The organism is Anaeromassilibacillus sp. An172 (assembly GCF_002160515.1).
In the GTDB taxonomy this organism is placed as follows: Bacteria; Bacillota; Clostridia; order Oscillospirales; family Acutalibacteraceae; genus Limousia; species Limousia pullorum.
The window spans coordinates 99002-114003 of sequence record NZ_NFKS01000001.1; the positions used below are offsets into that span (position 1 = coordinate 99002).

Annotated in this window: 14 protein-coding genes; all 14 read left to right on the forward strand. The window is 44.5% G+C overall.

From position 1 onward, the window contains the following. Window positions 1-213: 213 nt before the first annotated feature. The 14 genes from B5F08_RS00405 to B5F08_RS00470 all read left to right on the forward strand — a co-directional run bounded on the left by B5F08_RS00405 (window position 214) and on the right by B5F08_RS00470 (window position 15002). On the forward strand, window positions 214-2916 hold the full coding sequence (locus B5F08_RS00405) for a sensor histidine kinase (RefSeq protein ID WP_087375880.1): 2703 nt from the start codon (window positions 214-216) through the stop codon (window positions 2914-2916). After that, entirely contained in the window at window positions 2909-3610 is a 702-nt protein-coding gene (locus B5F08_RS00410) for a response regulator (RefSeq protein WP_087375881.1), read from the forward strand. The genes B5F08_RS00405 and B5F08_RS00410 overlap by 8 nt, the downstream gene beginning before the upstream one ends. 671 nt (window positions 3611-4281) lie before the next feature. Next, window positions 4282-4887 carry a helix-turn-helix domain-containing protein gene (locus B5F08_RS00415; protein ID WP_087375882.1) on the forward strand — a complete coding sequence of 202 codons (606 nt, stop codon included), beginning with the start codon at window positions 4282-4284 and terminating at the stop codon, window positions 4885-4887. Between the two features lie 46 nt (window positions 4888-4933). Further along, on the forward strand, window positions 4934-5113 hold the full coding sequence (locus B5F08_RS00420; RefSeq protein ID WP_087375883.1) for a hypothetical protein: 180 nt from the start codon (window positions 4934-4936) through the stop codon (window positions 5111-5113). Between the two features lie 125 nt (window positions 5114-5238). Further along, window positions 5239-6066, forward strand: coding sequence for a ParA family protein (locus B5F08_RS00425; protein WP_087375884.1), 828 nt, complete (start codon window positions 5239-5241; stop codon window positions 6064-6066). After that, window positions 6020-6967 carry a ParB/RepB/Spo0J family partition protein gene (locus B5F08_RS00430; protein ID WP_087375885.1) on the forward strand — a complete coding sequence of 316 codons (948 nt, stop codon included), beginning with the start codon at window positions 6020-6022 and terminating at the stop codon, window positions 6965-6967. The genes B5F08_RS00425 and B5F08_RS00430 overlap by 47 nt, the downstream gene beginning before the upstream one ends. Window positions 6968-7166: 199 nt before the next feature. Continuing rightward, the gene (locus B5F08_RS00435) at window positions 7167-7874 is read left to right on the forward strand and encodes a hypothetical protein (RefSeq protein WP_087375886.1); all 708 of its coding nucleotides are present in this window, start codon (window positions 7167-7169) and stop codon (window positions 7872-7874) included. 81 nt (window positions 7875-7955) lie between these two features. Further along, window positions 7956-12152, forward strand: coding sequence for a SpaA isopeptide-forming pilin-related protein (locus B5F08_RS00440; protein ID WP_087375887.1), 4197 nt, complete (start codon window positions 7956-7958; stop codon window positions 12150-12152). 164 nt (window positions 12153-12316) lie between these two features. After that, on the forward strand, window positions 12317-12619 hold the full coding sequence (locus B5F08_RS00445) for a hypothetical protein (RefSeq protein WP_087375888.1): 303 nt from the start codon (window positions 12317-12319) through the stop codon (window positions 12617-12619). Between the two features lie 8 nt (window positions 12620-12627). After that, window positions 12628-12897, forward strand: coding sequence for a hypothetical protein (locus tag B5F08_RS00450; protein WP_087375889.1), 270 nt, complete (start codon window positions 12628-12630; stop codon window positions 12895-12897). Between the two features lie 128 nt (window positions 12898-13025). After that, entirely contained in the window at window positions 13026-13628 is a 603-nt protein-coding gene (locus B5F08_RS00455) for a hypothetical protein (protein WP_087375890.1), read from the forward strand. Between the two features lies 1 nt (window position 13629). After that, window positions 13630-14328 carry a hypothetical protein gene (locus B5F08_RS00460; RefSeq protein WP_087375891.1) on the forward strand — a complete coding sequence of 233 codons (699 nt, stop codon included), beginning with the start codon at window positions 13630-13632 and terminating at the stop codon, window positions 14326-14328. 12 nt (window positions 14329-14340) lie between these two features. Next, entirely contained in the window at window positions 14341-14547 is a 207-nt protein-coding gene (locus B5F08_RS00465; RefSeq protein ID WP_032521093.1) for a hypothetical protein, read from the forward strand. Then, window positions 14544-15002: a hypothetical protein gene (locus B5F08_RS00470; protein ID WP_087375892.1), complete on the forward strand. Its 459-nt coding sequence runs from the start codon at window positions 14544-14546 to the stop codon at window positions 15000-15002. The genes B5F08_RS00465 and B5F08_RS00470 overlap by 4 nt, the downstream gene beginning before the upstream one ends.

Genomic DNA, 15002 nt, shown 5'->3' on the forward strand with positions numbered 1-15002 from the left:
GATTCAGGTCGAAAAATAAAGCTGATACAGAGAAGCGCAACTCAAGCGTTGACTTATATGATATAATAAAGAGCGGAAAGAAAGGTATATGCTGCAATGCTTTATTAATTCAAAGAATGTGAGTTTGCAAAGTCACCCAAAAATGCGGTGAAAAAACCGTTTTTCTGTTTCTTACTTTTCTCTTAAAATATGAGACTTACAGAAGGTGTTTTCATGAACGAAACAAGGCAAAGCCCGGAAGAAATTTTAAAGCAAATTAAAAAGGAAGAACAAAGTCTTAATCGTGGGCATTTAAAGATATTTTTCGGATATGCCGCAGGAGTAGGCAAAACCTATGCCATGCTAAAAGCCGCACATGCGGCTAAAAGGCATGGTATTGATATCGTTGCCGGTTACATTGAACCACACGCCCGACCGCAGACATCAGCACTTGTAAACGGATTGGAATGTATTCCTAATCTTGTTTCGGAATATAACGGAATTACTCTTTCGGAATTTAATCTTGACGCCGCACTTGCTCGCCATCCGCAGTTAATCCTTGTGGATGAGCTTGCTCATACAAATGCCCCCGTGTGTCGACATACAAAGCGTTATCAGGATATTGAAGAATTACTTAAAGCAGGAATAGATGTTTATACCACAGTAAATGTTCAGCATATTGAAAGCCTTAATGACACAGTTGCGTCTATAACGGGTATTATGGTACACGAGCGCATTCCGGATTCAGTATTTGACAATGCCAGTCAGGTCGAGCTTGTGGATATTGAGCCTCAGGAATTGATTGATAGGCTTAAGGCGGGAAATGTTTATAATTCGGTTCAGGCTGAGCGTGCTACAGAGAATTTCTTTACCGTGGAAAATCTAACGGCGCTTCGAGAAATTGCCTTGCGCCGCTGTGCCGACAGGGTAAACCTGCTTACCGAAACCGTCAGAACGAAAAGCCACAGCGATTATCATACCGATGAGCATATTCTTGTATGCCTATCGTCGTCACCGTCCAATGCGAAAATTATTCGTACCGCAGCCCGAATGGCGAATGCTTTTAAGGGAGCTTTTACCGCGCTGTTTGTGGAAACCCCGGATTATCAGGTTATGCCCGAGGAAGATGTAAAGCGACTGCGTAGTAATATGCGTCTTGCGGAACAGCTTGGTGCTAAAATCGAAACAGTGTACGGTGAAGATGTTTCTTATCAAATCGCCGAATTTGCAAGGCTGTCGGGGGTTTCAAAAATCGTTATAGGAAGAAGCTCCGCAACACGAAAGAGCATATTTTCTAAACCGACTCTTACAGAAAAGCTGATTGCAAATGCGCCGAACCTGGATGTGCATATCATACCCGATACCGACGGTAAAAATGCCGCATACCGTGCAAAAAAAGCGAGAAGAAAAAGCAAAATGGTCTTTTCGGTATCCGATCTTTTGAAAAGCATTGCTATTTTGATTTTGGCAAGCTGTATAGGAATGCTATTCCGTCAATTAGAATTTGCAGAAGCAAATATTATCACGGTATATGTTCTCGGCGTGCTTGTGACTTCGGTTGTTACAAGACATAGGATTTATAGCCTGATTTCCTCTATTGTCAGTGTTTTGGTTTTCAATTTTTTCTTTACCGATCCGCAGTTTACACTTCAGGCTTACGATAAAGGTTATCCTATTACCTTCCTGATTATGTTTTTGGCGGCATTGCTCACAAGCTCCCTTGCTGTAAAGTTAAAAGAGCATGCAAAACAGTCTGCAAAGGCGGCTTACAGAACAAAGGTGCTGTTTGACACAAATCAGCTCTTACAGCAGGCAAAGGACAAGAACGAAATCATTTCAGCAACGGCAAATCAGCTCATAAAACTGCTTGGTAAGGATATAGTGTTTTATCTAACTGAGGACGAGAAACTTGGCGAACCTCATATTTTTACAGTATCTGGAGATAAAACAGATAAAGAAATAACAGGAACAAAAGAAAAGGCAGTTGCGGAGTGGGCGCAAAAGAATAATAAACACGCAGGAGCAACTACGGAAACGCTTTCAAATGCAAAATGCCTATACCTTGCCGTAAGGGTAAACAGCCATGTTTATGGTGTTGTCGGCATTTATATAGGCGATGAGCCGCTTGATTCGTTTGAAAAAAGTATCCTATTGTCCATACTCGGCGAATGTGCTTTGTCGCTGGAAAACGAAAAGAACGCAAGAGAGAAAGAAGAAGCGGCAATTCTTGCTAAGAACGAACAGCTTCGTGCAAATCTCCTGCGAGCTATTTCGCACGATTTACGAACACCGCTTACTTCTATTTCGGGAAACGCCAGCAATCTTATATCAAACGGCAATTCCTTTGATGAAGCTACAAAGATTCAGCTTTATACGGATATTTACGATGACTCCATGTGGCTTATCAATCTTGTTGAAAATCTGCTTTCCATAACAAGAATTGAAGAGGGACGGTTGAATCTTCACATTACAGAGGATTTAGTGGACGATGTCATCACTGAAGCGCTTCATCATGTGAATCGAAAAAGCGTGGAACACCATATCATCGTCCGACATAAAGAGGATTATCTTCTTGCTAAAATGGATGCAAAACTGATGGTACAGGTTATTATAAATATTGTAGACAACGCCATTAAATACACGCCGAAAGGCTCCAATATTTTGATTAAAACTTGGAAGCAAGGAGATAAAGCCGTTATAACCATTGCCGATAACGGCGACGGAATACCCGATGAAATGAAAGAAAGGGTATTTGATATGTTTTACAGCGGAGCGAATAAAATAGCTGACAGCCGCCGCAGTTTAGGCTTGGGATTGTCTCTGTGCCGTTCCATTGTAAATGCACACGGAGGAAAAATAATCGTTTCGGACAATACACCGCATGGTACGGTGTTCACCATTACATTACCTGCCGGGGAGGTAGAAATTCATGAATAAAACCTTGATATTGGTTGTTGAAGATGATAATTCGGTCAAAAATCTTATTACAACAACTCTTAAAGCACATGATTACAGATATTTAACCGCACAAAACGGTACAGATGCCATTTTGGAAGCGTCATCGCACAATCCGGATATTGTCCTGCTCGATTTAGGACTTCCTGATATTGATGGTGTTGATGTAATTAAAAAAATCCGTACTTGGTCCAATATGCCTATTATTGTTATCAGCGCACGAAGTGAAGATACCGATAAAATTGATGCTCTCGATGCTGGTGCCGACGATTACCTGACCAAACCGTTTTCTGTGGAAGAACTGTTGGCAAGGCTCAGGGTTACGCAAAGGCGCCTTAATATGATGCAGAACGAAACTTCCGCTAAAGCGTCCGTTTTCACAAACGGCAAACTTCGTATAGACTACGCCGCAGGATGCGCCTATTTAGACAATGAAGAGTTGCACCTTACGCCTATTGAATATAAACTTTTGTGCCTGCTTTCAAGAAATGTCGGAAAGGTTCTGACTCACACTTTTATTACGCAGAATATTTGGGGCAGTTGTTGGGATAACGATATTGCCTCTCTGCGCGTCTTTATGGCGACACTTCGCAAAAAACTGGAAAAGGATGCAAATTCTCCCCAATATATTCAGACACATATCGGCGTTGGTTACAGAATGATGAAGGTTGAATAATTTTTAAACAGATAATAAATACAAAAAACGGTGCTGTAAATCCTTTTAATGTTTACAGCACCGTTAATCTTTTATGAAAAATATGACTTTCTTTGCCAACTCGTACAAATATAACTTGATACGTGACTTGTAATCAGTTGTTATAAGGAAATATTATTTCTATCTTTTGTCGTAACAAAGTCTATCGAAAGAACATCATTAGAGTTGAGTTTTCCGAAATTTTAGGAGAGAACAATCAAAAAACAATCTAAAAGGTATATAAAAAGCTCAGTATTTAAACGGTAAAAACCGCATAAATACTGAGCTTTTGGCGGAGATGAAGGGATTTGAACCCTTGCACGCCCAATGGACGCCTACCGGATTTCGAATGTGTTATGTGATATGGAAAGTGTTAGAAAGGAGCAGAAAATAATGCAAGAAAAACTACTTTATTTACAGGTAAAATCTGAGCTAAAAGCGGCGAAAAGCGGCAAAAAACCGTGAGTTCGAATAGGTTTCAAAAATGGCTCAAAAAAAGCAAAAAAGAGAGAACTTGGAGAGAACGGAGAGAACTCAGGAGAGAACAAAACCCCTTTTCCCGCCTACTTTTCAGGCACTCTCAAAATACTATTGGAGAGAACTTTTACACCTTTCTTCTGCTGTTGACCAAAAAGCGCAAAGAGGTGTAAGTGATGATTACAGAAAAATATTGCAACGAGATTTTGCAGCAATACCCAGAATACATAACCAAAGACCAGATGTACCGTATCTGTCATATCAGCAAAAAGACCTGCTTGTTTTTATTGGAAAGCGGTCTTGTGCCGAACATAGATAGCGGCAAAAAAACACGCCGCTTCAAAATCAAGACGGTTGATGTTATTCAGTATTTGAAAGACAGAGATGATTACCCAGAGCTATTCAAAGCTCCAGACGGCTTTTACAAAGGAAAAGGCGGAGATAAAAAAGCTCCGTCCTTTGATGAGGTGTTCACACAAGAGGATTTAATTCGTATGCGGCAGTATTATGAACGACTGCTAAAAAACAACCCAGATGTTATGTCGGTTGAACAGGTAGCTCAGTTTACGGGCTACAATAAAAACTCGGTTAGTCGCTGGTGTGGTAAAAAAGAGCTGAAATGCTTTTATATCAAACAGCGTTATCAAATCCCTAAAGAGTATCTATTGGATTTCCTTGTAAGCAGATATTTCATAGGAATTGCCGTGAAGTCTGTCAAGCACCAGAGGTTTAATGAGCAAATACGAAAATTGCGTACAGGCAGCGATGGCACAATGGCGTAATTTCTTAAACATATCTATAATGAAAAATGAAACGGAGGTATTCGTTATGAAAGATAAAACCTACCACGCATATCTGGATAGCCACGAGCGACAGTTGGTAATACATAGCCTTGTAGAGCTGAAAAACAGACTGATACAGGAAGGCAGATACACGGACTGCGTTGACGAGCTGATTTTCAAGGTTGTCAATGCTCCTGTTAAGAAAATGAAAATTGAACATATCTAAGGCATATCACACATAGCCGCTTATTCTTATTTCCCTAAGAGTAAGCGGCTTTTTTGCGTTCTCTCACTCTTTTACATAGCCGCCTTGACAAAGCGGCTAAATTTATGCGAAAGGAGGACGCACAAATGTCAAATTGCAAAGTGATTGCTCTGACCAATCAGAAAGGCGGTGTCGGTAAAACGACCACGGCGGTCAATCTGGGCGTAGGTCTGGTACAGCAAGGAAAGAAAGTTCTGCTCATTGATGCTGATGCACAGGCAAATCTCACAATGGCACTCGGCTACAACAGACCTGACGATATACCCATAACGCTCTCCACCGTAATGCAGAACATCATAGACGATAAATCTTTTGATGTTTCGCAAGGTATCATACACCATAGCGAGGGCGTTGGCCTGCTTCCGTCCAACATTGAGTTATCAGGCTTTGAAGTAAGGCTTATCAATGCTATGAGCCGTGAGCGTGTTCTGAAAACCTATGTAAATGAGGTTAAGAAGAATTACGATTATGTGCTTATCGACTGTATGCCCTCTCTCGGTATGATAACGATAAATGCTCTGGCGGCGGCAGACAGCGTGATTATCCCAACACAGCCGCACTACCTTTCAGCGAAAGGTTTGGAGCTGTTGCTTCGCTCTGTGTCAATGGTAAAACGACAAATCAATCCCAAGTTGCGGATAGACGGTATTTTAATGACTATGGTAATGCCCCGTACCAACATTTCTAAGGAAATCACGGCAACGGTAAAAAGTGCCTACGGTCAAAAAATCAAGGTGTTTGATACTGAGATACCGCATTCTATCCGTGCGGTGGAAGCTACCGCAGAGGGCAAGAGCATTTTTGCTTACGACAAAAGCGGTAAGGTTGCCGCAGCTTATGAGCAGTTCGGAAAGGAGGTGGCAGAGATTGGCGAGAAGCAGAGAAACCAAAATCGAACTGACCGCTTACGATGACCTTTTTCAGACAGATGAAAGCCGTGCAGAAGCAAAGCTGAGTAAAATTAGAGATATTCCCTTATCGCAGATTGACGAGTTTCCAGACCACCCGTTCAAGGTTTTAATGGACGAGGATATGGAACAGCTTGTCGAGAGCATTAAGCGAAACGGCGTAATGACCCCTGCTACCGTTCGGCTTAAAGAGGACGGACGGTATGAGCTTGTAAGCGGACACAGAAGAAAAAAGGCTTGCGAGCTTGCGGGGCTTGAAACGCTGAAATGCGAGGTTAAAGAGCTGACCCGTGATGAAGCCATTATTGTAATGGTAGAAAGCAATTTACAGAGGTCAACGATTTTACCGAGTGAGAAAGCCTTTGCTTATAAAATGCGGCTTGAAGCGATGAAGCGACAAGCAGGCAGACCCACGAAAGAAAATTATTCCCCAATGGGTAATAATTTAGAGTTTGCCACTTCAAGCGATGAACTTGCCGACAAAGTTGGTGAAAGTAAAAATCAGATTTTCCGTTTTATTCGTCTGACCGAGCTTGTTCCCGAAATCCTGCAAATGGTAGATGAAAGGCAGATTGCTTTTCGTCCTGCTGTTGAAATCTCTTATCTGACCGAAGAACAGCAATACACCTTGCTTGAAGCTATGAGCTACAACGACGCTACCCCGTCGCTTGCACAGGCTATCAAAATGAAGAAGTTTATGCAGGAGGGTAAGCTGACAGGTGAGGTTATCCAGAGCATTATGGAGGAAGAAAAACCCAACCAAAGGGAAAAGCCTGCTTTCCGTGACGAGAGGATAACCAAACTCATTCCTAAATCTGTTCCCAAAGGACAGGAAGCGGATTTTGTTGTAAAGGCGCTGGAGTTTTACAACCGCCACCTGCAACGGCAGAAAGCACAGGAACGATAGCCGCACACCGAGGGCGAGGTCTGTCCGTTTGCGTGGATAGCCGCTTTTTCGGCTTTCCCCCTCTCCACACCTCACCCCCTTTGCTACTACCAAGACTATCCGAAAAGAGAATATGCAAATCACTCTGCTTGAAAGATTTTCTACCTTTGAGAGCTTCTGCGGTTTTTCGTATAATGAAGCCGCAAAGGAGGTCTATGCTATGCGAAAAAAGATGATTGCAATGCTTTTTGCGCTGATATTGTCATTAAGCGGCTGTGCCGATGTTTCAACAGCTCCCAAAGAAAGTGATAATTACGGGCTTGTGACGGGAACAGAAGCCGCCGCCGAAGCAGAAAGCACGGAAAGCAGTTCTTTCTCGGAAAGTTCCGAAAGCAAGAGTGCGAAAACGGATACTGCGCTTGAAAGCGATGCAGAAGCTACGGCGTGTGAGCCTGTTGACAGCGAAACTCCAAAGCAGACTGAGCCTGTGCTGCAAGAGGAAAACAATGTGTCTGAAAGCAAGCCTGCGGTAACGGAAAGCAGCTCTGCTCCTGCCGAAAAGCCAGAGGAAACAGAGCCGCCCGTGGTAATACCGCCGCAGACAGTCCCAGAAGATACAAAGCCTAAGACCGCCTATGATTATGAATTTGACATTGAAGCGGTTAAAGCGGATTGCATCGGCATTGGTCTTGATATGGGGCTTGCCTTAGACAGCTCACTCACTCCGAGTAATTCTACTTGGTGGAAACCTGTAACGGCATCACAGAACAATCAGGGCGAAGCATTAAAGCAGAGCCTTGAACGCTATATCACATTCCATACTGTCGAAAATCTCGGCGCATACGGAATTGATGAAATCACAGCTTTTAATATTTATTGCGAAGCAAGAGGAAACGGCAGCTACTCGATTTATTTCCTCTTTGCGTGAGCAGCTATCAGGCTTTTCCCTCTGTTCAAAGACAGAGGGATTTTTTATGCCCAAAATCAAGAAAGGACGGTTTAACAGCCTATGAAAACTAAGTTTACAAAGAAAGGCAGGCGTATCCTGTCGGCGGCTCTCTGCTTGCTGATGATGATAACAGCTCTGCCGATGTCTGCCTTTGCGTGGACGAGCGAGGAAGGTAAAAGCTGCACATCTTCCTTTGGCGATTACTATGTCGGCTCTGACGGCGAGTATTACCGAAGCAAAGCGACCTATTCCTTTATCGTTTATGACAGTAAAGGCAACATTACCGTGCAAAGCATTAACGCAGGTAACGCCAAGCGAAAATATCTGATGACAGATAATAGCGGAACACATCAGGTTTACTGCGTGGAGTCTGGCGTTGATTTCAACACGGGCAATTCCTATGTGTCCAAAAGCGGAAAGAACAGCTCGTATTTTCAAAACCTGCCGACTGACGCTCAGTTCGGTATTATGATGGCTTTGATGTATGGCTGGCACGAGGGTAAATCCTCTCCCGTTGCAGGTACAAATGTAGATGATTATGCTTTTGCGACCCAGACAATTATCTGGGAATATCAGCAGCAGCTCCGCACAAGCCCCTCAAACCGTCAGAGTGCAAACGGGATTGACGGGGACACTTACTACTATTCCCTGAAAGGCAGACCCGCCGAGAAATGCTACAACTGGATTTTGTCGCAGATGTCAAAACACTATACCATTCCGAGCTTTGCAGCAAGAAGCCAGAGCAATGCGGACACCTACACTCTCAAATACAATCCCGATACAAAGAAATACAGCCTGACGCTTGAGGATACCAACAACACATTGTCCGATATTAAGTTTTCCGCAAGCGGTATTTCCGTAACAAGAAGCGGCAACAAATATACTTTTACGAGTGATAAGATGATTACTTCTCCCGTAACAGTATCGGCACAGAAAAATGTCAATCTCGATTGCGGAGAAATGCTTATCTGGGGCTGTGTTGGTAAACAGACAATGGTTTCTGGAGCTTCCGACCCCGTATATTTCTATCTTAAAATCGACACAGAAACCTACGGCACAGGGCAGATTAAAAAGACCTCTGAGGACGGTGTTGTGTCTGGCATTAGCTTCAATATTTCTGGAAACGGTGTAAATAAAACCGTTACCACAGGCGCAGACGGTACGGTAGATGTTCAGCTAATGCCGGGGGTTTACACCGTCACAGAGCAGTCCATTGACCGATACGAGCCGCAGAGCGTTCAAAGGGTAACGATTGTAAGCGGTCATACTGCTACCGTAACCTTTAACAACACCTTGAAGCGTGGCAGTCTGAAGATTATCAAAAACTCTGAGGACAATCTTGTGGAGGTTGTGAAGTTCCACCTTTATGGCACATCTCTTAGCGGCTTGCCCGTTGATGAGTATGCTGTTACCGATGAAAACGGTGTGGCAAGATTTGAAAATGTCCTAATCAGCGGCGAAACACCTTACACCGTAGAGGAAGTAGATACGGCTATTCGCTATGTTGTTCCCGAAAGCCAGACAGCTCCTATTGAATGGGAAAAGGTTACAAGCCGCAGCTTTACGAACATTCTCAAAAAGTTCAATGTGACCGTGACGAAATCCGATGCGGAAACAGGCACGGCACAGGGCGACGCTTCTCTTGCAGGTGCAGTTTACGGCATTTATAAAGGCGAAGAACTGATTGACACCTACACTACGGACGAGAACGGGCAGTTTACCACCGACTATTATATCTGTGATGATGATTGGACTATCCGAGAAATCAGCCCGTCCGAGGGCTATCTGCTCGATACTACAATTCATCATATCGGCGCAGAGCCAGAGCTTTATACCGTAGAGCGCAACAGTACCGCAAACGATGTGACTGAGCAGATTATCAAGGGCAATATCGCCATTATCAAGCACACCGATGACGGAGAAACCCAGATTGAAACACCCGAAACGGGAGCAACATTTGAGGTTTATTTGAAAGACGCAGGCAGCTATGACGCAGCAAAGGAAACCGAGCGGGATATACTCACCTGTGATAAAAACGGCTTTGCTCAGACAAAGGATTTGCCTTACGGCGTTTATGTCGTAGAGCAGACCTCTGGGTGGGAAGGTCGAGAGCTGATGAAGCCTTTTGAGGTATTTATCAGCAAGGACGGTCAGACCTACCGCTATCTTATCAATAACGCTAATTTTGAAAGCTATATCAAAATCGTAAAGAAAGATGCGGAAACAGGTGCTACCATTCCGTATGCAGGCGCAGGCTTCCAGATTTACGACCCCAACGGTGAGCTTGTGACAATGACTTTCACTTATCCCGAAGTGACGACCATTGACACCTTTTATACCACAGCAGACGGTTATCTCATTACGCCGCAGACTTTGGAATACGGCACAGGATACTCAATCGTGGAAGTGCAGGCTCCGTATGGCTATGTTCTGAACTCCGAGCCTGTCTATTTTGATGTGACGCAGGACGGCTCTGCCGAAGAAAGCGGCATTACGGTCATTGAGGTAGTTCGCTCCAATATGGCGCAGAAAGGCACAATTACCGTTTCTAAGTCTGGTGAGGTGTTCACTTCCGTTTCTGAGAATAACGGAATGTATCAGCCCGTATTTGCAGTACAGGGGCTTGAAGGTGCGGTTTATGAGATTACCGCCGCCGAGGATATTTATACTCTGGACGGAACGCTGAGAGCTTCTAAGGGCGAGGTTGTTGACACTATTACCACAGGCACGGACGGAACTGCAAAATCAAAAGAGCTGTATCTGGGCAAATATGAGGTCAAGGAAATCACAGCTCCTTACGGAATGGTGCTGAATGACGAAATTCACGCTGTCGAGCTTGTGTATGCAGGTCAGAATATTGCTGTTACCGAAACCGAAACGAGCTTCTACAATGAAAGGCAGCGTGTGGAAATTGACCTTGTAAAGAGCCTTGAAACAGACGAAGCCTACGGTGTTGGCAATAACGGCGAAATCTTTGATGTAACCTTTGGATTGTATGCAGAAACAGACCTTACCGCCGCAGACGGTACGGTTATCCCCGCCGATGGTCTGATTGAGATTATTTCTCTGGACGAAAACGGCAAAGGCACGGTCAATAGCGACCTTCCGTTCGGCAGCTACTATGTAAAAGAGCTGTCAACCAATTCCGTCTATGTGCTGAATGAGCAGAAATACCCTGTCCACTTTGAGTACGCAGGTCAGGACACGGCGGTTGTTCATCTTTCCGCCAATGACAGCGAAGCTATTGAGAATGAAATCATTTACGGCTCGGTAAGCGGTCTGAAATCCGATGAGGACGGAAACGCTCTGGGCGGTGCGGTCATCGGTATCTTTAAGACAGGTACAGAGGAGTTTACAAAAGAAAATGCTATCCAAACTACCACATCAGCCGATGATGGTAGTTTTTCTTTTGAAAAAGTACCGTATGGCACTTGGGTAATCCGTGAAATTGAAAGTCCCACAGGTTTTGTACTCTCCGAGGAAGAAATCGCCGTAACTGTCGGCAAGGTTGATGAGGTCGTGGAAATCGAGCTTGTGAACTACTTTATCAAGGGGAATATTGAACTGACTAAGGTTGACGCAGATTATCCTGACAATAAGCTCACAGGTGCGGTCTTTGAGGTGTATGCCGATACAAACGGCAACGGCGAATTTGATAAAGACGATGAGCTGTGCGGCGAAATGACTGAGCTTGAGGGCGGCGTTTATCAAATGACCGAGCTGCGCTACGGCAAGTATTTCGTCCGTGAAAAAACAGCTCCAGACGGCTTTGTGCTTGATGAAAGCGTGTACGGCGTTTCCATCGAGGAAAACGGCAAGACCTATACCGTAGAAAACAAAGCAGGCGTTGGCTTTATCAATGACGCACAGAAAGGCTCTCTCAAAATCGTAAAGACTTCCTCTGACGGTAAAGTTGAGGGCTTCTCTTTCCGTGTGACAAGTGCTGACGGCTACGACCAGACCTTTAAGACCGACAAAAACGGAGAAATCTTTATTGAGGGTTTGCGTATCGGTGAATACACCGTGTCCGAAGTCAGCGACTCGGCTTCCGCAGGATATATCCTTCCTGCCGACAAACAGGCAACCGTCAAAACAGACTCTACTACTATTGTTGAAATGCACAACGAGTTCAGGGATACGCCAAAAACAGGCGATGACTTTAATCTGGGCTTGTGGGTAAGCCTTGCGGCTGCTTCCGTTATCGGTGCAGGCGTTCTCGGCTTTGTCGGCTTCAAGAAAAAGAAAAAGGAGGACTGATTTATGGACGCTAAAACTATTATTGCCATTGTGCTTGTAGTGTTTATCGTCGGTGCGGCAATATGGCTTAATATCCGAAACAGAAAGAAGAAATAACCCGATATGACAGGAAAAGGGCGGCTTATGTTGATAAGCCGCCCTCTTTCCATATATGGAGGCAATCTATGAAAAATCTGAAAACCATTGAAGCTAAGGTAAAGGCTGTTCTGCAAAAGAACGAGGACGCAAGAAACGATGATATGACCCTCTATCTGATTGTGTGCAACACCTATTTGAAAGGTGCAGGAGCAATGCCCTTTGCGGAAGTAATGGAACAGTATAAATATCTCGGTCTGCCGAGTTTTGAGAGCGTGGGCAGAACACGCCGCAAGCTGCAAGCAAAATATCCAGAGCTTGCGGGAAACGCCCGTGTAAGACGGCTTCGTGCCGAGGGCGAAAAGGCATACCGCAAATACGCTAAGGAATGAGGTGTGAAATGGACGAAAAGCGCATAAACGGCGGTTATGAGATTATTGAGAGCTGTACTATCGGGAACAACGAGCTTGTCATCGGTCATAACTCCAAAGCCCCCAACCCGTATGTGTGCTGGTATTGTAAGGACGGCTCGGATTATTTCTGGGGATATTACTGCAATCAGTTATCTGAAGCAAGAGAAAAGCTGAATGAACGCTACCAGAGAGAGTGCCGTATGCCCTACAACCAGCCCGATAAAAAACAGAAAAGCCGTGATGACCGTGAGCGATAAACGAAAATATGACTGCACGACCTGTCCTTATCCCCGATATAAGGACGGGTCTGTTATTTTCTGCGATGTCTGTATCCGCAGGATTTTAGACGAGCAGAAAGAGGAAAAGAAACGAAAGGAGCAATCGAATGAGTGAAGAAAAACGAATGCTCGGCAATTATGAGGTCGTGAACAGCATTTATATTGGCGACAAAGAGGTTGTTTTCGGTGTAGATAAAAGCGATAAATACCCTTTCCTTGTAAGCTACTGCGACTACCATAATCCGTTTGGTGTGCCGTGGGCAACCGAAAGCGTCGGCTGTGACGATTATCTGGAGGCTATGGGGATTTTCATTCAGCGAGTACAGTCCCAGATAGAGCAAACCAAATCCGAATTATCCAAATTCGCTTTTGACAATACCGTGTTCACGAAAGACCATTGTATTCCCGACAAACGCAGCAGCAGTATTGTCGGCAAGGTTGTCGTTATCAATGCAGAGCCGAAACGGTATGAATATCAGCACCCTGCTTTTCAGCTCGTTTTGGCGGACGGCGGCAATGGAGCAACAGGCGGCAGAGGTAACGCTGTCTTTGGTACTTGCCTTGCTACAGGCGAAAAATCCAGATGGGAACGGTACGATGTGTTGGGTGAAATCAAGCCTGAATGTATGCCAGCTTGGGCAAAGGAAGCTCTTGCAAAAATCAAGGAGCAGCAGAAAGAGAAAAAACAGAAAAATCGGGAGGAACGCTGATATGGAGATACGAGCCTTAACCCCTGCCGAACAGAAATACACCTACGCTCAAAGTATGCAGCTTGAGGGACAGACAAGTAATATCGGACACTTGCGTGGAGATTTTGCATCTTCTGGATATGGCTTTTACACTACTTGGTTTGATACAAGACCGCAATGGAAAACGGACGAGTTTAAGAAAGAGCTTGACGAGGTTATCAATTCGCTTCGTGAGGACAAGGGACTTTTGCACAACCGCTATGATATGAGTGCGTTTGCAAAGCATTATCCCGAAAGCGCATTTGCAGGAAGCTATTGCACCGAGTACGGTTTCCGTGTGGATACGGAAAAACACGCCTTTCTGTTTCGGTGCAATCCGACTAAGGGCGATTACAATTTTTACTGCTATTGCTTTGTGAAAGAATGGCTTGATAAGCATATCCAAAAAGCTGAACAGGGTATCCGATTTATCGACCCAAATTACAAAGAGCTGTTTCGTATCCCAGACGGCGGCAAAATCATCATCACATCATCGTGGGGAGAAAAAACCGAACGCCCCTGCCGTTTTATTGACGAGTATCATACCGAGATTGGAAATAACATTTTCCATATCTGCGAGTTTGCCGAGCGTATGGAACAAAACGGAGCGACCTACGAGCCAAAGTCCACAGAGCCGCAGACGGTAACAAAAGCCCCAAAGCATAAAGATTTAGAACGATAGGAGGTTTTGAAAATGGCACTCAACCAAAAGGCAATCAAGGTGCTTGGTAAGGTCTTTGAAGCAGGCTTTACTGATGAAAAGTCGATTGCCGCTATGACAATGGACGATATTCTTGCGATACAGGGTATCACCATAGCCGACATCGGCATTATCAATGAGCTGCAAAAGAGTATCAAGGCAAACAAGGTCATTTCCTTTTTCGGGGGTAATGCTGAATGAGTACAGAGCTTATCAACCGTATTACAGTAAAGAAAGACGGTGTATATCTGTCCTCACACAGTTCAAATGATACTGCCCCCTTTCACGCTTGGCGGTGTAACAGCCTTTCGGAAATCTATGCCGCCGAAGGACAGGCAGGACTTGACCGAGAAATCGTCTGTATGCTGTATGAATACGCACAGCTCCGTGGCAGTCATAAAAGCCTTGACCGTTATCGCTATGCGATTGAAAGTCCTGCTGCTCACGCCATCTATAAAAAATATACCGACCAAATTGACGACAAATACGAACAGATGGACAAAGCAGATAAGGACAGCGTATGGTACAAGCCGACAGAAAAGGCAAAGGAATATCGAGCCTTTGAGCGTGAAATGCGTAACAAAATGTACGCTGAGATTGCCGAGCGATGCGGCGAGTATGACCGTAAACACAAAAACCGAGATTTAGAACGATAA